This window comes from Arenimonas sp. MALMAid1274, from assembly GCF_049195245.1.
Lineage (GTDB): Bacteria > Pseudomonadota > Gammaproteobacteria > Xanthomonadales > Xanthomonadaceae > Arenimonas.
Window position 1 is genome coordinate 97,270 of the sequence record NZ_JBMIRR010000021.1, and the last position, 20,630, is coordinate 117,899.

Consider the following 20,630-nt stretch of genomic DNA (forward strand, 5'->3'; position numbering starts at 1 on the left):
TTCCCCTTGGATGCGGCCCCTGTGCCGCCCCTGAATGCTATCGCGCGGCATCGGGCGATCAAGCCACGTGATCCCCGCGTGGACCCGGCCATGCATTTCGCAAAGCCGGGTCGGTAGCCGAGGTATCAGGGCGTGGCGGCCGGGTTGTGCTCGTCGAGCCAGCGCTTGACCTGCTGGTACCAGAACACCGAATTCTGCGGCTTCAGAATCCAGTGGTTCTCATCCGGGAAATACACCAGCCGCGTCGGCACGCCCTTCACCAGCAGCGTCTGGTAGAGCTCTATGCCGTGGTTGACCGGCACCCGCAGGTCGCGCTGGCCATGGATGACCAGGGTGGGCGTCCTGAAGTTGCCGGCGCCGAGATGGGGCGAGTTGCGCTCGATCACCTCGCGGTTGCCTTCCTCCCAGAAGCCGCCGAAGCGCGGCACGTTGGTGCCGAAGTCGGCGGCGTACTGCGTGTAGAGGTTGTAGACCTTGGCGTGTGCCACCAGCGCCTTGAACGGATGCTCGCGGCCCAGGATCACCGAGGTCAGGTAGCCGCCGTAGCTGCCGCCGCCGGCGACCAGGCGGTCGGCGTCGGCCCAGGGCTGCGCCGCCACCCACTCGCTGGCCTTGATCACGTCCTCGTAGGGCATCTGCGCCCATTCGGGATTGATCGAGTCGGCGAACTTCTCGCCAAAGCCCGAGCTGCCGTGGAAGTTGGGCCACACCGTGACGTAGCCCCAGCTGCCGAACACCTGCGCGTTCCAGCGGTACTGCATGGAATTGGTGACGGCGTTGTGCGGGCCGCCGTGGATCAGCACGAACACGGGGTACTTCTTGCTGCGGTCGAAGCCGGCCGGATAGTTCACCCACATCTGCACCGGGTCGCCGTTGGCGCCGGCGTAGGTGACCGACTCGAAGGTGCCGATGGCGGTGTCGGCCAGCAGCGCATCGTTGACCGTGGACAGCTTGCGCGCCTGGCCGCTGCGCGGGTCCACGCGCACCAGGGTGGGCGGTTCGATGAAGCTCTGCCGCAGCGCGTAGATCGCATCGTGCGCCACCGACAGGCCGCTGAAGGACGACTCGCCGGTGATCGCGCGCGGCTTGCCCGACAGCGGCAGCTCGTAAAGCCGTGTGGTGCCGGCGTCGTCGATGGCGCCGTAGAGGGTGCGCCCGTCGCGCGACCAGGCCAGGCCACTGGCGCTGCGGTCCCAGTCGGCATGCAGCTCGCGGGTGGCGCCGCTGCGGCGATCGTGCAGCATGGGCCGCGCCTTGGCGGCGTAGAAGCCAGGGATGCGCTGCTGCAGGAACACCAGGTGCCGGCCATCGGGGCTATAGAGCGGATTGCCGTCGGTGTCGGCATTGCCGGCGCTGAGGTTGCGCGGCGTGCCGCCGGCCGTGGGCATCAGGTACGCGTCCACATCGGTGCGATTGCTGGCCGGATCGCTATCGGCGGTGAAGGCCAGCTCACTGCCATCGGGCGATACGTCGTACGTTCCCTCGAAGCCCTGCGAGAAGCGCGGCAGCTGCAGCTTGCTGGCCAGGGTCAGGGCCTTCACTTCGCCGCTGGCCACGTCCACCGAGAACACGTGCGCCTGGCGATCGTCCTGCAGCGTGTCCCAGACGCTGACCGGGCCGCCGTCCCAGACCTGCGCCTTCATCTTGCCTTCGTCGCGATCCTTCAGACGCTTGGCCTGCTGGTCCAGCGGCGTTTCGGCCCAGATGCGCGACACGAACAGCAGCCGGCCATTGCCGGCCCAGCGCGGCACGGAGACGCCGGTGGCAAAGGTGGTGAGCCGGCGGGCCTCGCCGCCGGCCATGGACAGCAGGTAGATCTGCGGCGCCTTGTCGTCGTCGCGCTGCGCGATGAAGGCCAGGGTCTGGCCGTCCGGACTGAAACGCGGCGAGGACTCGGCCGCCGGATCGGCCGTGAGCGCGCGACCGGGGCCGCCGTCGCCGCTCCACAGCCAAAGGTCGGTGAGCAGCTTGTCGTCGGCCATCACGGTGCGCGACACGGGCGCCACGACATGGCGACCATCCGGTGACGTTTCGGGACCGCCGATGCGCTGGATCTCCCAGCTCCTTTCGGCGCTGAACGGCTGGGCGGCGTGGGCCTCCGCAGTGGCAAGAGCAAGCAGGACCATCCAAGCCGCGTGCTTCATCGATTTCCCCTGGTTTGCGACGCCTCCCGGCGCCTGGCCCCGAGGATAATCCAAGCCGGCGTGGGCCACTCCGCCGGACTGTTGCGAACACGGGCATAACGCACGGTGGCGGACGCGCGGCCAGCGTTCACGGTCCCGGAACTGTTTTCCTGCCCCGTCATGGGTATATGCTCGGGCTGCGAAGCACCTTGGGGAGGCGCGGGGGAATCATGCGTCCACCTGCCATCGTGGTTCGTCCCATCCACTCACCAGATGCAGGGGTCGCCACATGAATCGTTCCTCCATTGCTTACGGGGTCATCCTCGGCTGCGCCATTCTCGCGGGCAGCGCCAATGCCGCCTCGCTCGTCAACGCGGAGCAGCAGCGCCGTTCCGACCTCGTTGTGCAGATCGTCGAGAAGTGGGGCGAACACGTCGAGGGCGCGTATTCGCGCTCGGCCGACGCCTGGAGCAAGGACATGCTGCCGCTGCTGATGAAGACGCCGCTGGATTCGCTGCAGCGGGCCGCCAATGCCCGCACCTTCGAAGACATGAACGAGGCGCTGCTGGCCAAACCCGCCCCGATGCCGGTACTGCCGCGCGTTGGCCTGGCCACCCCGCTTGTCTCGGGCAGCAGCACCCCGCGGCCGGCAGCGGCCGAAGACAGCACGCAGGCCCTGGGTGACGCCGACGGCGACCTGGTCTACGTGCCGGTCACGCCTTGCCGCGTCATCGACACGCGCCTGGCCGGCGGCACCATCCCGGCCGGCGGCACCCGCAGCTTCGACATCGCCGCGGCCACCGGCTACGCGGCACAGGGTGGCTCCGCCACCGACTGCGACGTCGGCAATGTCGGCACGATCGGCTCGGCCGTCATCAACTTCACCGTGGTGAACCCGGACCTGGCGGGCTACATCACCGCCTACGCCTTCGGTGGCACCCAACCGCTTGCCGCCACGGTGAACTACGCCGCCGGCGACATCCGCGGCAATCTTGCCATCGTGCCCGTGGACAGCAATTCGGCTGGCAACGACATCACCGTCTTCACGTTCGGCGGCACCCACCTGGTGGGCGACATCGTCGGCTACTTCATCGCCCCGCAGGCCACCGCCCTGCAGTGCACGTCCACCTTCGCCACCCAGAACGTTGCCGCCAACGGCATCTTCAACTTCCCGATCCCGGCCTGCCCCGTCAGCTACGCCGTCACCGGCGCTGGCTGCCGCACCCCGGGCTTCAACGAGGCCGCCTGGTCCATCAACGGCATGTACCGCAACGGCAGCACCGTGGATACCTACTGCTCGGGACTCAACACCACCGCCGGCGTCATCACCGTCGAAGGCACGGCGCAGTGCTGCCGCGTGCCGGGTCGCTGATCCGCCTGGGCTGAGGACGGCCGGCGCACACGCGCCGGCCACTCCCGCCAACCCGTCATGCGTTTGCCCGGTTTCACCTTCGCAACGATCATCGCGCTGTCCCTGCTCGGCTGCACCGCGCGCACCGCACCCTCCGAGTCTCCCGAGGTGCCCGCGGCCGACGCGGCCATCGCGCAATCCGTCGCGCCTGCACCGGCAACGGCCGATGCATCGCCGCCTCCTGCCCTGGACAGCCAGGCGCCGATCACATCGCCTGCCGAGGCCGCGAAGAAGCAGACCCGGATCGAAGACGTGACGGGCATCGCTCCCTCCGGGCCCAGCCGCAGCTGCCGGTCGGACAGCGATTGCGCGGTCAAGGACGTGGGCAGCTGCTGCGGCTACTTCCCCCGGTGCGTCAACAAGGATGCCCGCACCGATCCGGCGGGGGTGCGCGCCCAGTGCGAAAAGGACGGCATGTCGTCCATCTGCGGTTTCCCGGAGGTCAGCGGCTGCCAGTGCGTGCAAGGTCTGTGCGAAAGCCTGACCGATGGTACGGCCGTGATGTGACTCGCCGGCGGATCCGGCGGTTGAACAATCCCGTACACGAACAACCAGCGCGTCAGCGCGCGTGCGTGTCCGCCTGGACGCGCACGCGCCGACGCGCGGGAGCCACGTCGACCGCACCGTTTGACCGCCGGATCGGCAGGAGAGCTGCCCCGCCCTGGTCCTGATCGCGTACGCGCAAGCATCGAAGCGCGCGGCTACGGGCCTTCCTGACGGCAGCCTGGCGGAACCGGCGCGAGGCAGCAGGAACCGAGGCCAAAAAGAAAGGGCCCGGATTTCTCCGGGCCCTTTCGTGAAACGTGGCGCAGCTGGTCAGGGCGTGACGGTCAGCTGCACCGGCACGGCCACCGACGGCGACGCCGGGTCGTTGCTGTTCACGCACACGAAGGCGCCGTAGGTCGCGGCGGCAAGCGCGGACGAGTTCAGCGCCAGGCTGGTGGGCTGGCTGATGCCCGCCGCCAGCGTGCCGCCGGCCGGGCTCAGCGCACCCAGCCAGGGCGCACCGCAGGCCACCTGACCGGTCACCCGCATGTTCAGGCCGGGGAAGGCGTTGTTGGACGCCCAGGCGCCGCCATTGGCCTGGTCGATGCTGATCGACATGAAGGTGCCGTTGCCGGTGGCCGAGCCGAACTGCGCCCAGCGGTTGGCGAAGGTACCGCGCGTGTTGACCACCAGCCAGTAGCTGCCGGGCGGCAGGACCACGTTCTGGCCAGCCGCGGCCAGGTTCAGCGTGAGGAAGCCACCGGCCGTGCTCACGCCCGGCGCGTTCGAGGCGGCCGTGTAGGTCCACACTGCCGCGCCCGGATTGGTGGCCGGGTTGCCCGCCGGCACGCCGGCGACATCCGGGTAGATCGACCAGGTCAGGTTGACCGCCGCCGCCGGGAAGGCCGCGCCGCTGACCACGAAGCCCTCGGCGCTCAGGCCGGTGATCTGCGTGCTCGTGCCCACCTGGAAGTCATCGGCGGCGTACTGCGCGTTGAAGCCCGCGGTCGCCGGATCGGTGTAGGTCGTGTTCCGGAAGCCGCTGTTGATGGCGCCGCGGTCGGCACGGTACAGCGAGGTGGCACCGTTGCCCGACGTGGCGACCGTGTACACCAGCGGCGAGCCGCCGATGTTGCCGATGTTGAAATTGGTCGTCGTGTTGTTGCCGGCCGCGACGCTCGCCGACACCAGGTTCGGGACCGACAGCACCGGCGGGGGCACCTTGACGCCGATGGGCAGCGTGAGGGTGGCGTCCGTGGCCGACTGGGCGCCGCTGAGCACGCGGGTCATCACCAGCTCACCGAAGTTCCAGGTGTTGTTGGCCGGGAGACCCGAGGTGTCGATGGTCACCGTGATGGTGCGCGTCGTGCCGGCGGGAATCCAGACCAGCGCGCTGTCGACGCTGCCGGTCAGGCCGGTGATGCTCAGCGACCACAGCCCGCCCGACGTGCCCGGATTGCGGAAGGTGCGCACGAACTGGCAGCTCGGGGCACAGTTGCCCTGCGCCATGCTGGGCAGGTTGAGCGTGTGCGCCAGGCCACCGGTGCCGGGATTGGCCGCCAGGTAGTTGGCCTTGGTTTCATTCATCACCAGGCCGGCCCGGATGGCCCGCTCAAGGCGGATGCGGCCCGAGCCACGCGCAAGCGGGTTGGCAGGCGACACCTGGTCTTCCAGGAAGACCTGGGTCTTGGCGGTCATCAACAGCGCCGACTTGATCTCGGCGACGGTCCAACCCGGACGGGCCTGGCGGATGAGCGCGGCGGCGCCGGCGTTGTGCGGCGAAGCCATCGAGGTACCGCTGATGGTGCCGATCAGCTGCTCGGAGCCCGTGAGCGTGGTGCCGGCCAGCGTGGCCAGGACGTCCACGCCCGGTGCGGTCACGTCGGGCTTGATCAGGTTGAAGTCGCCGGCCGGACCCCGCGAGCTGAACGAAGCCAGCGCATCGGCAGTGTTCGGCAGGCCCACGGCGGGGAAGGAAATCTGCGCCGTGGCGCTGCTCGGGTTGGCGTTGCCGAAGCTGGCCAGCGCATCACCCTCGGCCTGGGTCACGCTGAACACGGGAATGGTCGTGCCCGGCACCGACGGCAGGATCGCGCCCGCCTGGTTGTTGGCGATGACCACCGCAACCGCGCCGGCGGTGGTGGCGTTGTTGACCTTTTCCGCGAACCCGCAGGTACCGCGGCGGATGAGCGCGATGCCGCCGGTGAAGGCGCCCGCCGGGAACGGCGCGGTGTTGCAGCCGTCCGTGGTGGTGGCGATACCGGGGCTGATGAACAGGCGGGTGGTGCCCGGGATGGTTGCCGAGAAGGCAACGCCGCCGGAGCCCACGTTGAGCACGACCGGCTGAAGCGGGGCCGGCACCGGTGCCGGGCCCGTGACCTGCAGCAGGAACGCGAAGCCGGCGCGGCCATGCTGTGACGCCGCGGTGGCCGAGGTCCAGGGCTCCAGGTGGCCCAGGGTGTTGGGACCCGGACCGCTGTTGCCCGCCGAGGTGGCGACATAGATGCCGGCATCGGTGGCGTCGAGGAAGGCCAGGGACGTTGCTTCCGACCAGGGCTGCGCGCCGCCGCCGATCGAGTAGTTGATGACATCGACGCCATCGGCCACGGCCTGGTTGATCGAGGCCAGGGTGGACACGTTCGGGCACAGGCCCTGTCCGGTGGCGGTGTTGGTGTAGCAGGCGTCATAGGCGATCAGGTTGGCGCGCGGCGCCACGCCGGAGATCCGCAGCGGGGCACCGCTGAACACGACGTCGCGGCGGTTGCCGGCGGCCGTCGAGGCCGTGTGGCTGCCGTGGCCGTTGGTGTCGCCAAAGCCGGGCTCTTCGCGCACGTTGGCCACGCCGCACTGGTTGCCGGGTGCCAGGCAGACGAAGTCGTAACCGCCGATCAGCTTGTCGTTGCAGCGGCCAACGTCGTCACCGGCGGCAGCGCAGCTGCCGAGGTAGACGCCCGCGCCGAGCGGGTTGGTGTGGACATAGCCGTCCACCGGATCGGTGGCGGCGAACGACGGGCTGCCGAAGTTGATGCCCGAGTCGATCATGCCGACGATGACGCCTTCGCCCTGGACGGCGTTGGCGCCACCCGGCTGGCTGATGCTGCCGGCCCAGGCGGCGGGTGCACCGATCAGGGTCGGGCCGACGTCGGTGTCGGCCACGTACTCGCGGTAGGCTTCGACCAGGCGCACGCCGGGCAGCTTCGCCACGCGGGCCGCCTCTTCACCGGTCAGGTCGACCACGATGGCGTTGGTGGCGTGCTGCATGCGCATGCGCACTTCCAGCGCGCGGCCGGCGGCGCCGGCCATCTGCTCTTCCATCTGCAGCTGGCGGCCCTGCAGGTAACCCAGGTAGTTCTGGGCCTCCGGGCTGTTCACGTCCAGGCGGTGCTTGCCGTCGCGGCTGACCTGCTTGGGCATCGACAGCTCGGCGATGCCGCCGCGGTAGGCCGCCAGCGAGGGCTCGTCGAACAGGACGATGAAGGTGCCCGGAGCCAGGGTGTCGCTACTGGTGACCGGGGCGGCCGGGCGGTTCACGCCGCCGCCGATGTTGAGCGATTCCTCGTAGCGGAAGCCGCCGCCGGGAAGGCGATTGGACGGCATCACCACCGCACCGCGGCGTTCGACGTTGCTGCGGGCGTACTGGCCGCGGCCCGGCGTGGCGGTGCCCTTGCCGGCGCGCGAGGCGATGACGCCGGCGCGCGCGCCGACCGGTCCGGGTTCGGTGCGCGCATCCGCGGACCGACCGGTGGGATCCACGCCAGCCTGCTGGCCCGCGAAGTAACGATAAGTAGCGGGACTCGCCGCTGCGACCAGTGCCACGAGCGCGATTGCCGCGCCCCACTTCTTCATCTTCACCATGTCTTTCCCCCGAGGCAGCTGACTGAAGCCAACAATGCGGACGATCCCGTGCATGCACTCCCTGCAAGCCATCCCCGAAGGACGTACCGGGTCGATACGGGACGGACCCGGGCGCCAGGCGCCCTCCGAATTCCCGCTGGCCGAGTGTAAGCCCAATTCCCGCCGATGTGCCACGCCATCCCGGAGGAAGGAATTTTCCCGTTGCAATGCAAAAAGCCCGGCACGAGGCCGGGCTTTTTGGTCCAACGCGATGCTGCAGTGCGGCTTAGAAGTCCATGCCGCCCATGCCGCCCATGCCGCCGCCACCGTGGCCGCCGCCGGCCGGCTCGTCCTTCTTCGGAGCCTCGGCCACCATCGCTTCCGTGGTGATCATCAGGCCCGCGATGGACGCGGCGTTCTGCAGCGCGGTGCGGGTGACCTTGGTCGGGTCCAGGATGCCGAACTCGATCATGTCGCCGTACTCGCCGTTGGCGGCGTTGTAGCCGTAGCTGCCCTTGCCTTCCTTGACCTTGTTCAGCACCACCGACGGCTCTTCACCGGCATTGGTGACGATCTCGCGCAGCGGGGCTTCCATGGCGCGCAGGGCGATGGTGATGCCGTGGTTCTGGTCTTCGTTGATGCCGCGCAGCGCGCCCAGGTTGGCCAGCGCACGGATCAGGGCGACGCCGCCGCCCGGGACCACGCCTTCTTCAACGGCGGCACGCGTGGCGTGCAGCGCGTCTTCGACGCGGGCCTTCTTTTCCTTCATCTCGATCTCGGTCGAGGCACCGACCTTGATCACGGCCACGCCGCCGGCGAGCTTGGCAACGCGCTCCTGCAGCTTCTCGCGGTCGTAGTCCGACGAGGTCTCTTCGATCTGCGCCTTGATCTGGCCGATGCGGGACTGAATCAGCTCGGCCGAACCGGCGCCGTCGATGATCGTGGTGTTTTCCTTGGAAACCTGCACCTTCTTGGCGCGGCCCAGGTCCTTGATGGTGGCCTTCTCGAGCTGCAGGCCCACTTCCTCGGAGATCACGGTGCCGCCGGTCAGGATGGCCATGTCTTCCAGCATCGCCTTGCGGCGGTCACCGAAGCCCGGGGCCTTCACGGCGCAAACCTTGACGATGCCGCGGATGGTGTTGACCACCAGCGTGGCCAGGGCCTCGCCTTCCACTTCCTCGGCCACGATCAGCAGCGGCTTGCCGGCCTTGGCGACGCCTTCCAGCACCGGCAGCAGCTCGCGCACGTTGGCGATCTTCTTGTCGTACAGCAGGATGAACGGGTCTTCCAGCTCGGCCGACATCGACTGCTGGTTGTTGATGAAGTACGGCGACAGGTAGCCGCGGTCGAACTGCATGCCCTCGACCACGTCGAGTTCGTTGTCCAGGCCCGAGCCTTCCTCAACGGTGATCACGCCTTCCTTGCCGACCTTGTCCATGGCCTTGGCGATCAGCTCGCCGATGTTGGCGTCGGAGTTGGCCGAGATCGAGCCGACCTGGGCGATTTCCTTCGAGGTCGAGCACGGCTTGGAGATCTTCTTGAGCTCGCCCACGGCCTCGACCACGGCCTTGTCGATGCCGCGCTTGAGGTCCATCGGGTTCATGCCGGCCGCGACGGCCTTCATGCCTTCACGGATCAGGGCCTGGGCCAGCACGGTGGCGGTGGTGGTGCCGTCGCCGGCGATGTCGGAGGTCTTGGAGGCGACTTCCTTCACCATCTGGGCGCCCATGTTCTCGAACTTGTCCGACAGCTCGATTTCCTTGGCGACGCTGACGCCGTCCTTGGTGATGGTGGGCGCGCCGAAGCTCTTGTCGAGCACGACGTTGCGGCCCTTCGGGCCCAGGGTGGCCTTGACGGCGTTGGCGAGGATGTTGACGCCCTTCACCATGCGGGCGCGGGCGTCTTCACCGAAACGAATTTCCTTGGCAGCCATTTCTTTAACTCCAGAATTCTTTGGGGGTTGGTTCGGGGCCGGTCGCGCAAGCGCGGACCGGCGGGGCGCTCATCAGAGGATGGCGAGGATGTCGTCTTCCTTGACCACCAGGATTTCCTGGCCGTCGAGCTTGATCTCGGTGCCGGCGTACTTGCCGAACAGCACCTTGTCGCCCACCTTCACCAGCGGGGCGCGGGTGGAGCCGTTGTCCAGGGCCTTGCCGGCGCCGACGGCCAGCACTTCGCCCTTGATCGGCTTCTCGGTGGCCGAGTCGGGGATGACGATGCCACCGGCGGAGACCTTTTCTTCTTCCATACGCTTGATGACCACGCGGTCGTAGAGCGGCTTGATGTTCATGGGTTTCCCTTTTTATTCCATTAAATTCAACGACATGGCCTGTGCCTGTTAGCACTCGGCCCCGGTGAGTGCCAATGATACGCGCACGGCTTCCGGACAGGAAGCCGGGCGACCCGCCATGGATGGGGGGACAGGCGCGAGGTTTCAAGGCAGGGAGCGCCCTGCCCGCCTGGTCAAGGACCGGTCTGGCCTGCGGCGCCCCGCGCCACCCCCGCCCTGCCCCGCGCCCTGGCGCCCAGCGCCGCGGCCGGCAGCATCAGCGCCATGCCTGCCAGCCAGGCCCACAGGGGGGCGTGGCCGTAGAACGCGGTCATGGCCCACGCCGTCAACGCCACCTGCACCACCGCCATGGCGATGGCGTGGCGCAGTTCATGGCGTCCTGCGATCCGGGCGGTCACGTAACCCGCGACGACCATGGCCAGGCTTGAATAGAACAGGATGAACAGCTTCACCCCGACGTTTCCCTGCATCGCCTCCCGGGTCGGCAAGGCTTCCGGGAACAGGCGCATCAGGCTGGGCGTCGTCGCCATTTCGATGGCAAACGTGAGCACGGCAAGCACGAACAGTCCCGCGACCACGGCAGCAAGGCTACGCACCATTTCAGGACTCCCGGCGTGGGTTGGCAACCGCATTGCGCCTGCAGCCCGGCGCCGTCACGCCTTGAGCGGCCAGTACACTTCCGTGCGCCAGTCGGCGGCGTCGGGATGGCGGGAAGGATCGGTGATGTAGTGTTCCCAGGTCGCCCCGTCGGCTTCGAATCCGTTCGCCTCGATCCAGCGCTCGATCGCGGCATTGGTATCGGGCAGGCCGTCGTAGGGTCCCGCGTGGATGCCCAGCGCGACCCAGCCGCCCGGCAGGACGTCGGCGCGCATGTCGCCTTCGCTGGTGGCCGGTGAGGCCAGGGGTACGGCAGGCTCGATCGTCCACAGGCCCAGGCCCGTGCTGACATAGCGGCAGATCGGCCAGCCGGCGATCGGCAAGCCCTTCTTCGCGGCATGCGTGAACAGGCGGCCGAAGCATTCGCCCAGCGTCTGCTGCAGCGCGCTGGGCGCCACGCGCCGACGGATGCACAGCACGTGCTGCGGCTCGACCTGTTTGCGCGTGATGCTCAGCGTGGACATGGGGTCTGTACTCCTGGGCCCGAAGTGCTTGTAGCGCGGACGGTGGAAAAAGCGGAGGCCGGGCCCGGTTGAACGCGTCAACGCCAGGTGTCTTCGGCGCTGCGCCACGGTCGCATCCGCCAGGGCAAATTTGCGGTAGGCCGAGGGTGAGGTGCCGAAATGGCGCCGGAACGCCCGCAGGAACACTTCGTGGCTGGCGAAGCCGCTGCGCAGCGCCACCGAGCGGACCGTGGCGCCGTCCATCAGCAGTTGCGCCGCGGCTCGCTCCAGTTGCACCCGCATCGTGAATTGCTTGAGCGTCTCGCCGGAGTACCGCTGGAACTCGCGATGCAACTGGAATCGCGACCTGCCCGTGCGTTGGGCCATCGCACCGAGCGTGACGCCGCCGTCCAGGCACGCGGAAAGGTCTTTGAGCAGCAGCAGGAAGCGGTGACGGGGCGACATGGCGGTTGGATCGTAATACGGGGGCGGTTTGGCGGATTGATGTTCCTTGCAGCCCGGCCGCGGCGCCCGAAGCCACCCGCCTCAGCCCCCGGCAGGACCGGCCCGGTGACCCGCCGGCAGGCGGCAGGACGGGCTGTGAATCCCGTCACAAATCAGTGCCACAATCGGCCGCCCGGCACGGGCACGCCCTTCCCCTCCAACCTTGCAGTGGAGTTACCGGATGTCGACGACCCACCGCGGCCTGGCCGCCCTGGCGCTTTGCGCTGCCCTGTCCCCCGTCGGCGCGCGCGCCGAAGTTTTCATCAACGAGATCCACTACGACGATCGCACCGCCAGCGGGGACACCGGCGAGCGCATCGAGGTGGTCGCCACGGCCGGGGAATCGCTCAGCGGCTACCGCATCTATCTGTACAACGGCACCAGCTCGCCGAACTCGGGCACCTTCTACGACAACGACCTGGTGCCCGCCGGCAGCCTCGGCAACTGCGGCGCCCAGGTGCGCTTCGCGACCGTCAGCTACCCCAGCAACGGCATCCAGAACGGCGCCAACGACGCCATCGCCCTGGTCAATCCGTCGGGCGGGGTGGTGCAGTTCCTCAGCTATGAAGGCACGGTGCGCGCCTCCAACGGTCCGGCCTCGGGCCGCACCAGCGTCAACCTGCCGGTCTCGGAAACCAACGACACCCTGGCCAACACCTCGCTGCAGCTGGGCGGCACCGGCACCGGCTCGGCCAGCTTCACCTGGCGCGCTTCGGCCACGCAGACCTTCGGCGCCTGCAACGGCGCGCAGTCCTTCAGCGCGCCCAACCCGCCGCCGACGGTCACCGGCACCACGCCGGCCAATGGCGCCACCGGCTTCCCGGCGGCCGGCGACCTGGGCGTCAACTTCAGCGAGTCCGTGACCCTGGGCAGCGGCGCCTTCACCCTGCAGTGCTCGCTGTCGGGCAACGTGGGCCTGAGCCACCCGACCAGCGGCAGCGGCTTCGTGATCAGCACCACTACCGCGCTGCGCAGCGCCGAGAGCTGCACGCTCACGGTGGTCGCCTCGCAGGTGACCGATGCGGGCGGCGCCAGGCTCGCGGCCAACCGCACCGTCGCCTTCACCGTGGCCGAAGCGGCGCAGACCGGCTACTACAGCCGCGTCAACACGTCGTCGGCGTCGCAGCTGCGCTGCTCGCTGCACGCGATCATCCGCGGCCACACCGCTTATCCCTACAGCGGCAGCGGCACGAGCACGTGGACGATACTGGAGATCGCCGACGAGAACCCTAACAACACGGCGCACATCCTGGACGCTTACCGCAACCGCAGCTACCCGAAGGTGAGCGGCCGCGCGGGCACCGGCACCGGCCTGACCTACAACCGCGAGCACACCTGGCCCAACTCGCTGGGCTTCGGCAGCGCCACCGGCAACCTCGGACTGCCCAACGCGCCGTACACCGACACGCACATGCTGTATCTCACCGATACCAACTACAACGCCGACCGCGGCAACATGCCCTACGCCGACTGCGCGCTCAGCGCCCAGTGCGGCGAGCGCGTCACCGAGGCCAACAACGGTGCCGGGGGCGGCAGCGGTGTGTATCCGGGCAACTCCAACTGGTTCAAGGGACCCAATGGCAACACCGGCTCCTTCCAGGTCTGGAACAAGCGTCGCGGCGACATGGCGCGCGCCGTGCTGTACATGGCCATCCGCTATGAAGGCGGCGTGGACCCGACCTCGGGCCAGACCGAGCCGGACCTGGAGCTGACCAACAACCGCGCCCAGATCGTGATCACCTCGTCCTCGCCGGCCTACATGGGCCTGCTGTCCACCCTGCTGGCCTGGCACCAGGCCGATCCGCCGGACGCGGCCGAGCGCGAGCGCAACGAGGTGATCTACAGCTTCCAGGGCAACCGCAATCCCTTCATCGACCACCCGGAGTGGGCGACCAACGCGCTGTTCACCTCGGCCAAGCCGGCCAGCTGCAGCCTCAACTGAAGTCTTCCGCCATGACCCCGGCCACTGCGCCGGGGTCATGCGCGTCCGACCCGTTCCTGCCGACACCGGGGGACAGGCCGGGCCGGTTTTCCCGCACGTTCGCGGCGGTTGCAATCAGAAGCCGGCCTGACCCTACAATCGGGCCAAGGAAGGCGGTGCACGCCCGGACGATGGACCTGCGAACGACAGGCCACGCCGGACCAGTGCATGGCCCCGCGGCACCGCCTCCGGCCCGACCGGGCCAGGCAGGACCCGGGGACGCACGGATCGTGCGCCTTCCCGACGGAGCACGGATGCCGCGGGGTCCTCAGGGGGAGGCCACCCGCAAGGGCAGCGTTTTCCGTCCATGACGACGACACCGGCGACAGACACGGTGCGGCGTCGCCTGCGTTGGCTGCATTTCCGGGGATACATCGATGACGCTGTTGTTCAACCGCATCAGGCAGGCGCGCCGAGGCGCCGAGATGTCGCAGTCCGAACTGGCCACCGTGGTCGGCGTGGCCCGCAGCGCCGTGGCGCAGTGGGAGCGCAAGGACGGCGCCAAGCCCACCACCGAGAACATGGCCAAGATCGCCATGGCCTGCGCGGTCAGCTTCGAGTGGCTGGCCACCGGGCGCGGCGGGCGCTGGATTGGCGGCGACGCGGAAACACCCGCGATGCTGCTCAACTTCTACGCCCAGTGCGGGCTGGAGGAGCGGCTGCTGGTGGCCTTCCGGTCGCTGCGCAGCCCCGAGCAGCAGCCGCTGGTGGACTTCGTCGAGGCCATGACCGACCGCGCCTGAGCCGGCGGTTTCTCGCCCTGGCGACGAACTTCCGGGGATACTTGCGGTCGTAGGGGCGGCCGGCCGCTGGCCCGCCCCCTCCCTGACCGAGACCCCGCATGACCCGTTGGCTGTTGGCCCTGGTGGCCCTGTTGCTGTCCGTGCCGACCGCCCGCGCGGTGGACGAGGCCGACCTGCTGCCGATCGACCAGGCCTTCGCGCTTACGGCCACCGCCACCGAGCGCGGCCGCATCGAGCTTCGCTGGCAGATCGCCCCGGGCTACTACCTGTACCGCCACCGCATGGGCGCCGAGCCGGTGGGCGACGGCTTCACCGCCCAGCCGCTCGAGCTGCCCGAGGGCATGCCCGAGACCGACGAATTCTTCGGCGACATCGAGACCTACCGCCACGAAGTGACCGGCGTGCTCGCCGGCACAGCGGCCGACGGCGTAGACACGGTCACGCTGAAGGTGAAGTACCAGGGCTGCGCCGACGTCGGCGTGTGTTACCCGCCGCATGCGAAGACGCTGGTGGTGCCGCTTTCGGGCGCGGCGGCGGTTGCCGCTGCGGCGGGCCCGCCTGCGGCTTCGGAACCGGCCGGTGGCGACGCGCTGTCGTCGCTCGGTGGCCGCAGCCAGGGCCCGCTGGACGGCGTGTTCGGCGACACCGGGGCCAGCCGCCCCAGCGGCGGCCTGCCGCTGCCCGAAGCACAGGCCTTCCGCTTCGAGGCCATCGTGGGCTCCTCGTCGGAGCTGCTGCTGCGCTTCACGCCGGCGCCCGGCTACTACCTCTACCGCGACCGCACCACGGTGGCTATCGACGGCGACGGCGCCCGCGCCGGCGAAATCGCCTGGCCTGCGGCGCAGTCGCATCGCGACGAGCACTTCGGCGACGTGAAGGTGTTCTTCGAGCCGGTGGATGCCACCCTGCCGGTGATCCGCAGCCAGGCCGCGGCCCTGCCGGTGACCGTGCGCGTGACCATGCAGGGCTGCCAGACCGACGGCATCTGCTACCCGCCGATGACCCGCGAGGTGGCGCTGACCCTGCCCGCCGGCCAGGGCGCGGCCGGACCCGCGCGCGAGACGCCGCCCGCCGTGGCCAACGCCACGCCCCTGTGGCTGGCCCTGCTGCTGGCGCTGGGCGGCGGCCTGGTGCTGAACCTGATGCCCTGCGTGCTGCCGGTGCTGTCGCTGAAGGCGATCTCGCTGGCCCAGGGCGGCGAAAGCCGCGGCAAGGCCCGCAATCAGGCGCTGTGGTACACGGCCGGCGTGCTGGCCAGCTTCGCGGCGGTCGGCGCGATCGCGCTGGCCCTGAGGCAGGCGGGCCTGGCCCTGGGCTGGGGCTTCCAGCTGCAGCAACCGGGCGTGATCGCGGCGCTGGCGCTGGTGATGATCGCGATCGCCCTGTCGCTGTCGGGCGTGGTGAGCTTCGGCGCCTCGCTGGCCGGCCGCGGCCAGTCGCTGACCGAGAAGTCCGGACCGGCGGGCGATTTTTTCACCGGCGTGCTGGCAGTGGTGGTGGCCAGCCCGTGCACGGCGCCGTTCATGGGCACGGCCCTGGCGTTTGCGTTCGCGGCTTCGCCGGCGGTGGCGATCCTGGTGTTCCTGGCGCTGGGCCTGGGCCTGGCCCTGCCCTTCCTGCTGATCGGCTTCGTGCCCGCGCTGGCGGCGCGGCTGCCGCGGCCGGGCGCGTGGATGGATACGCTCAAGCAGGTGCTGGCCTTCCCGATGTACCTCACCGCGGTGTGGCTGCTGTGGGTGCTGGCCAAACAGCGCGGCGCCGATGCGATCGGCCTGGTGCTGGCGGGCGCGGTGCTGCTGGCGCTGGGCCTGTGGTGGTGGGAGAAGGCGCGCTGGGGCCGCCTGTTGCCGCGCGTGCTGGCGGGCCTTCTGGTGCTGGCCGCGCTGTGGCCGGTGCTGGCGGTGCAGCGGATGCCGGTGCCCGCGCGGGCCGAGGCGCAGGAGGCCGGCACGGTGGCGTACTCGCCGGAAAAGCTGCAGCAGCTGCGCCGCGATGGCCGCGTGGTGTTCGTCAACATGACGGCCGACTGGTGCGTCACCTGCAAGGCCAACGAGCGCACGGTGCTGGCCCGCGATGAATTCCGCAGCGCACTCGAGGCCGCGGGTGCGGTCTACATGAAGGGCGATTACACCGACGTGGACGAGACCATCACCCGATTCCTGGAATCGCACGGCGCGGTCGGCGTACCGCTGTACGTGGTCTACCCGCGCCAGGGCGAGCCGGTGGTGCTGCCCACCGTGCTCACCCAGGGCGTGGTCGAAGACGCCCTGGCCGAGGCCGCCCACTGAGATGACGCGGCAGGGCGTGCTGACCTGGGTGGCGATCATCGTGCTTGGCGCGACCAGCGCGGTGCTGGGCGCCTGGCTGGCCAAACGCGTCCTGCTGCCGCCGGAAAACCCGCCGCCGCCCGGCCTGGTCGTGGTGGCGCCCGGCCAGGCCCTGCCCGAGCTGCAGCTGCCCGACCTGCGCGATGGCCAGGCCCACCGGCTCTCGGGCCCCGGCCCGGTGCGGCTGGTGAACTACTGGGCCAGCTGGTGCGGCCCCTGCCGCGAAGAGATGCCGGTGCTGGACGCCTTCGCCGCGCAACGCCCGAGCCACGGCGTCGAAGTGGTCGGCATTGCGCTGGATACGCCGGAGGACGCGCGCGCCTTCCTGGCCCAGGTGCCGGTGTCGTTCACGCTGCTGGTGGAAACGCCCGGACCACGCGATAGTTCGGTGCAGCTGGGCAATGCCCGCGGCGTGCTGCCCTTCACCGCGCTGGTGGACGCGCAGGGCCGGCTGGTGAAAACCCACTACGGCGCCTTCGCCGACGTGGCCCAGGTGCAGGACTGGGCCTTGGACTGAGCCGGCGCGCTGCCGGCAAGCTGTTTTCAAACGCCCGTTAAAATCCGGCAAGTCGCGGGCATCGTCTGGACAGGCGCCCGGGCTTGCCGGCAGACTGTGCCTCCCTTGCGGAGGCTGGCGTGGCGAAGATCCTGGTGTTGCATGGCCCCAACCTCAACCTGCTCGGCGAACGCGAGCCGGGCATCTATGGCCACGCCACCCTGGCCCAGATCGACACTGCCCTGGCCACCCGCGCCCAGGCCGCCGGCCACACGCTGGAAAGCTTCCAGTCCAACGCCGAGCACGTGCTGGTGGACCGGGTGCAGGCCGCGCGCCGCGACGGCACCGCCTTCATCCTGATCAACCCGGCCGCCTACACCCACACCAGCGTGGCCCTGCGCGATGCGCTGGCGGCCATCGGCCTGCCCTTCATCGAAGTGCACCTGTCCAATCCGCACGCCCGCGAGCCCTTCCGCCAGCACAGCTACTTCTCCAGCCTGGCGCTGGGCGTGGTCAGCGGCTTCGGGGCCGACAGCTACGCCTACGCGCTGGAGGCCGCGCTCAAGCGCCTGGCCGCCGGCGGCACCCCGGCCGGCACGTAAGCCCGGTCGCCCACCCCTATCCACAACACAAAGACGAGGCCGGCATGGACCTTCGCAAGATCAAGAAACTCATCGACCTGCTCGAGGAATCCAACCTCGCCGAAATCGAGATCAAGGAGGGCGAGGAGTCCGTGCGCCTGGCCCGCGTGCCGCGCGGCGGCTATGCCGCGGCGCCCGCCGCCCCGGTCGCGCAGCCCGAACCCGCGCGTCCCGCCGCGCCCGCCGGCCCGGCGCCGGCGCTGTCGCCCGAGGCCGTGGGCAAGTCCACCAAGGACATGCCCGATGGCCACACCGTGCGCTCGCCGATGGTCGGCACGTACTACGAGGCCCAGAGCCCCGACAAGCCGCCGTTCGTGAAGGTGGGCCAGGCGGTGAAGGCCGGCGACACGCTGGGCATCATCGAGGCGATGAAGATGTTCAATCCCATCGAGGCCGACGTGTCCGGCACGGTGCGCGCCATCCTGGTCCAGAACGGCCAGCCGATCGAGTTCGACGAGCCCATGTTCGTCATCAGCTGAGGAATGCCCATGCTGGACAAGATCGTCATCGCCAACCGCGGCGAGATCGCGCTGCGCATCCTGCGCGCCTGCCACGCGCTCGGCATCAAGACCGTGGCCGTGCATTCCACCGTGGACCGCAACCTCAAGCACGTGGCCATGGCCGACGAGTCGGTGTGCATCGGACCGGCGCCGTCCTCGGAAAGCTACCTCAACATCCCGGCCATCATCGCCGCGGCCGAGGTGACCGACGCCAAGGGCATCCATCCCGGCTACGGCTTCCTGAGCGAAAACGCCGACTTCGCCGAGCGCGTCGAGAAGTCGGGCTTCGTCTTCATCGGGCCCACCGCCAACGTGATCCGCATGATGGGCGACAAGGTCGAGGCCATCCGCGCGATGAAGGACGCCGGCGTGCCCTGCGTGCCGGGCTCGGGCGGCCCGCTGCCCGACGATGACGCGGTGTGCCTGAAGTTCGGCAAGTCCATCGGCTACCCGGTGATCATCAAGGCGGCCGGCGGCGGCGGCGGCCGCGGCATGCGCGTGGTGCACACCGAGGCCGCGCTGCTCAATGCCATCGCCGCGACCAAGCAGGAGGCCAAGGCCGCCTTCGGCAACGACATGGTGTACATGGAGAAGTTCCTGGAGAACCCGCGCCACGTGGAGATCCAGGTGCTGTCCGACGGCCAGGGCAATGCCATCCACCTGGGCGAGCGCGACTGCTCCATGCAGCGCCGCCACCAGAAGGTGGTGGAAGAGGCGCCGGCGCCGGGAATCACCGACGAGCAGCGCGCCGAGATCGGCCGCATCTGCACCGAGGCCTGCGTGCGCATCGGCTACCGCGGCGCCGGCACCTTCGAGTTCCTGTTCGAGGACGGCCGCTTCTATTTCATCGAGATGAACACCCGCATCCAGGTCGAACACCCCGTCACCGAACTGGTGACCGGCGTGGACCTGGTGCGCGAGCAGCTGCTGATCGCCAGCGGCCAGAAGCTGAGCATCAAGCAATCCGACATCGTCATCCGCGGCCACGCCATCGAGTGCCGCATCAATGCCGAGGACCCGGAAACCTTCCTGCCCAGCCCGGGCCTGATCAAGCACTTCCATGCACCGGGCGGCCCGGGCGTGCGCGTGGATTCGCACATCTACGAAGGCTACAAGGTGCCGCCGAACTACGACTCCATGATCGGCAAGCTGATCGTGCACGGGGCGACGCGTGCCCAGGCCATCGCCCGCATGCGGGTGGCGCTGAGCGAGATGGTGGTGGACGGCATCAAGACCAACGTGCCGCTGCAGATCCGGATCATGGCCGACATCGGTTTCCAGCAGGGCGGCACCAACATCCATTACCTCGAGAAGCGGCTGGCGGAGCGCAAGGAAAAGGCGATTGGGCTCGGCTGAAGGCCTGCACGCGCGCCACGCGGCGCGCGCGGGGTGCGTCCTGCTGCTGGCGGCTGCCTTCGCGCCCCGGGCCTTGGCGCAGGATGCAGGACCAGCGGCCGCATCACCCGTTCCGCTGCCGGCCTGGCTGGTGGTGGAACAGGTGCTTCCGCCTGCCGGCATCCCCGATGCGTGGAAAGCCGTCTCGCAGGACGTGATTCCGTATCCACGCCTTTCCGCTTCCCCCTCGTCCAGCTCACCACAGCCTCCCCATGTCGAACTGCAGGCCAGCGACGGACCCCACGCGGGCCTCTGGCGCTTCTTCGCACGCCGGGAACAGCAGCCGCCGCAGGCCGCCTGGCAGCTGGTGGTCTCCGACCACGCGCCTTACCGGGTGACAGCCCGGCTTTATTGCGACGAACCATCGGGCGGCTGCCGCGCGCTGCACGAAAGCCTGGCCTGGCTGCCGGCACCGCCGCCGCGCAATGAAGCCGCGGCACGGGAGTGGCTGCGCATCGTCACCGACGGCCCCTGCGAACCGGGCCCAGCGCGCACGCCGGCACCGCGCTTCCCGCCCGCGGCGATGCGGACAGAGGCCAGCGGCACGGTGCGCGTGCGCGTGGCGTTCAATGCCTGCGGGCAGGTCCGCTACGCCTCGCTGTTCAGCAGCGCGGGCAATCACCACCTTGATCGCGCCGCCGTGCAGGCGGCGCGCTCCTGGCGACTGCCGCTGCCCGACGGCCATGCCGGACCGGGGCAAGCCGTGGTGCCCGTCCGGTTCGAAATTGCCGCCGATGCCGCGCCGGCCGACTGACGCTGCCGTTAACGCCCTGCGAACATCCGCCTAAGGCTGAGTTAA

General features: G+C 69.4%; 16 protein-coding genes. 10 read left to right on the top strand and 6 right to left on the bottom strand.

Features of this window, described 5'->3' with window-relative positions; translation table 11 throughout:
* Nucleotides 1-125: 125 nt before the first annotated feature.
* On the bottom strand, nt 126-2,144 hold the full coding sequence (locus ACOQFR_RS01905) for a prolyl oligopeptidase family serine peptidase (RefSeq protein ID WP_421377926.1): 2,019 nt from the start codon (nt 2,142-2,144) through the stop codon (nt 126-128).
* Between the two features lie 268 nt (nt 2,145-2,412).
* Between ACOQFR_RS01905 and ACOQFR_RS01910 the strand changes: the two genes are divergently transcribed.
* Both ACOQFR_RS01910 and ACOQFR_RS01915 read left to right on the top strand, forming a co-directional pair.
* Entirely contained in the window at nt 2,413-3,495 is a 1,083-nt protein-coding gene (locus ACOQFR_RS01910) for a hypothetical protein (protein WP_421377928.1), read from the top strand.
* A 57-nt stretch (nt 3,496-3,552) separates the two neighbouring features.
* Nucleotides 3,553-4,041 (top strand): hypothetical protein, encoded by a 489-nt coding sequence (locus tag ACOQFR_RS01915; protein ID WP_421377930.1) that lies wholly within the window; start codon nt 3,553-3,555, stop codon nt 4,039-4,041.
* 309 nt (nt 4,042-4,350) lie between these two features.
* On the opposite strand, the gene ACOQFR_RS01920 is transcribed toward ACOQFR_RS01915, so the two are convergent.
* From ACOQFR_RS01920 to ACOQFR_RS01940, 5 genes are all read right to left on the bottom strand, one after another.
* Complete coding sequence (locus ACOQFR_RS01920) at nt 4,351-7,875, bottom strand: S8 family serine peptidase (RefSeq protein WP_421377932.1); 3,525 nt, start codon at nt 7,873-7,875, stop codon at nt 4,351-4,353.
* A 265-nt stretch (nt 7,876-8,140) separates the two neighbouring features.
* Complete coding sequence (groL, locus tag ACOQFR_RS01925) at nt 8,141-9,787, bottom strand: chaperonin GroEL (protein ID WP_421377934.1); 1,647 nt, start codon at nt 9,785-9,787, stop codon at nt 8,141-8,143.
* A gap of 72 nt (nt 9,788-9,859) precedes the next feature.
* A complete protein-coding gene (groES, locus tag ACOQFR_RS01930; protein ID WP_421377936.1) occupies nt 9,860-10,144 on the bottom strand; it encodes a co-chaperone GroES in 285 nt (94 codons plus the stop codon).
* A gap of 173 nt (nt 10,145-10,317) precedes the next feature.
* On the bottom strand, nt 10,318-10,743 hold the full coding sequence (locus ACOQFR_RS01935; RefSeq protein ID WP_421377938.1) for a hypothetical protein: 426 nt from the start codon (nt 10,741-10,743) through the stop codon (nt 10,318-10,320).
* 54 nt (nt 10,744-10,797) lie between these two features.
* Nucleotides 10,798-11,709 (bottom strand): helix-turn-helix domain-containing protein, encoded by a 912-nt coding sequence (locus tag ACOQFR_RS01940; protein WP_421377941.1) that lies wholly within the window; start codon nt 11,707-11,709, stop codon nt 10,798-10,800.
* A 220-nt stretch (nt 11,710-11,929) separates the two neighbouring features.
* Between ACOQFR_RS01940 and ACOQFR_RS01945 the strand changes: the two genes are divergently transcribed.
* The 8 genes from ACOQFR_RS01945 to ACOQFR_RS01980 all read left to right on the top strand — a co-directional run bounded on the left by ACOQFR_RS01945 (nt 11,930) and on the right by ACOQFR_RS01980 (nt 20,585).
* The gene (locus ACOQFR_RS01945) at nt 11,930-13,690 is read left to right on the top strand and encodes an endonuclease (protein ID WP_421377943.1); all 1,761 of its coding nucleotides are present in this window, start codon (nt 11,930-11,932) and stop codon (nt 13,688-13,690) included.
* A 416-nt stretch (nt 13,691-14,106) separates the two neighbouring features.
* Complete coding sequence (locus ACOQFR_RS01950) at nt 14,107-14,472, top strand: helix-turn-helix transcriptional regulator (RefSeq protein WP_421377945.1); 366 nt, start codon at nt 14,107-14,109, stop codon at nt 14,470-14,472.
* 98 nt (nt 14,473-14,570) lie between these two features.
* The gene (locus ACOQFR_RS01955) at nt 14,571-16,760 is read left to right on the top strand and encodes a protein-disulfide reductase DsbD family protein (RefSeq protein ID WP_421377947.1); all 2,190 of its coding nucleotides are present in this window, start codon (nt 14,571-14,573) and stop codon (nt 16,758-16,760) included.
* A 1-nt stretch (nt 16,761) separates the two neighbouring features.
* A complete protein-coding gene (locus ACOQFR_RS01960; RefSeq protein WP_421377949.1) occupies nt 16,762-17,316 on the top strand; it encodes a TlpA family protein disulfide reductase in 555 nt (184 codons plus the stop codon).
* Between the two features lie 119 nt (nt 17,317-17,435).
* On the top strand, nt 17,436-17,897 hold the full coding sequence (aroQ, locus tag ACOQFR_RS01965; RefSeq protein WP_421377951.1) for a type II 3-dehydroquinate dehydratase: 462 nt from the start codon (nt 17,436-17,438) through the stop codon (nt 17,895-17,897).
* A gap of 44 nt (nt 17,898-17,941) precedes the next feature.
* Nucleotides 17,942-18,415: an acetyl-CoA carboxylase biotin carboxyl carrier protein gene (gene accB, locus ACOQFR_RS01970; RefSeq protein WP_421377953.1), complete on the top strand. Its 474-nt coding sequence runs from the start codon at nt 17,942-17,944 to the stop codon at nt 18,413-18,415.
* Between the two features lie 9 nt (nt 18,416-18,424).
* On the top strand, nt 18,425-19,792 hold the full coding sequence (gene accC, locus ACOQFR_RS01975) for an acetyl-CoA carboxylase biotin carboxylase subunit (protein ID WP_421377955.1): 1,368 nt from the start codon (nt 18,425-18,427) through the stop codon (nt 19,790-19,792).
* Nucleotides 19,779-20,585 carry an energy transducer TonB gene (locus ACOQFR_RS01980; RefSeq protein ID WP_421377957.1) on the top strand — a complete coding sequence of 269 codons (807 nt, stop codon included), beginning with the start codon at nt 19,779-19,781 and terminating at the stop codon, nt 20,583-20,585. Before accC ends, ACOQFR_RS01980 begins: the two co-directional genes overlap by 14 nt.
* The last annotated feature ends 45 nt before the right edge of the window (nt 20,586-20,630 follow it).

What these genes read in the sequence shown, in the direction of transcription:
- ACOQFR_RS01910 (WP_421377928.1), top strand. Translation starts at nt 2,413, where the DNA reads ATGAATCGTTCCTCCATTGCTTACGGGGTCATCCTCGGCTGCGCCATT.
- ACOQFR_RS01945 (WP_421377943.1), top strand. Translation starts at nt 11,930, where the DNA reads ATGTCGACGACCCACCGCGGCCTGGCCGCCCTGGCGCTTTGCGCTGCC.
- ACOQFR_RS01940 (WP_421377941.1), bottom strand. Translation starts at nt 11,709, where the DNA reads ATGTCGCCCCGTCACCGCTTCCTGCTGCTGCTCAAAGACCTTTCCGCG.
- ACOQFR_RS01915 (WP_421377930.1), top strand. Translation starts at nt 3,553, where the DNA reads ATGCGTTTGCCCGGTTTCACCTTCGCAACGATCATCGCGCTGTCCCTG.
- ACOQFR_RS01960 (WP_421377949.1), top strand. Translation starts at nt 16,762, where the DNA reads ATGACGCGGCAGGGCGTGCTGACCTGGGTGGCGATCATCGTGCTTGGC.
- groES (WP_421377936.1), bottom strand. Translation starts at nt 10,144, where the DNA reads ATGAACATCAAGCCGCTCTACGACCGCGTGGTCATCAAGCGTATGGAA.
- accC (WP_421377955.1), top strand. Translation starts at nt 18,425, where the DNA reads ATGCTGGACAAGATCGTCATCGCCAACCGCGGCGAGATCGCGCTGCGC.
- ACOQFR_RS01920 (WP_421377932.1), bottom strand. Translation starts at nt 7,875, where the DNA reads ATGGTGAAGATGAAGAAGTGGGGCGCGGCAATCGCGCTCGTGGCACTG.
- accB (WP_421377953.1), top strand. Translation starts at nt 17,942, where the DNA reads ATGGACCTTCGCAAGATCAAGAAACTCATCGACCTGCTCGAGGAATCC.
- ACOQFR_RS01935 (WP_421377938.1), bottom strand. Translation starts at nt 10,743, where the DNA reads ATGGTGCGTAGCCTTGCTGCCGTGGTCGCGGGACTGTTCGTGCTTGCC.
- groL (WP_421377934.1), bottom strand. Translation starts at nt 9,787, where the DNA reads ATGGCTGCCAAGGAAATTCGTTTCGGTGAAGACGCCCGCGCCCGCATG.
- ACOQFR_RS01950 (WP_421377945.1), top strand. Translation starts at nt 14,107, where the DNA reads ATGACGCTGTTGTTCAACCGCATCAGGCAGGCGCGCCGAGGCGCCGAG.
- ACOQFR_RS01905 (WP_421377926.1), bottom strand. Translation starts at nt 2,144, where the DNA reads ATGAAGCACGCGGCTTGGATGGTCCTGCTTGCTCTTGCCACTGCGGAG.
- ACOQFR_RS01955 (WP_421377947.1), top strand. Translation starts at nt 14,571, where the DNA reads ATGACCCGTTGGCTGTTGGCCCTGGTGGCCCTGTTGCTGTCCGTGCCG.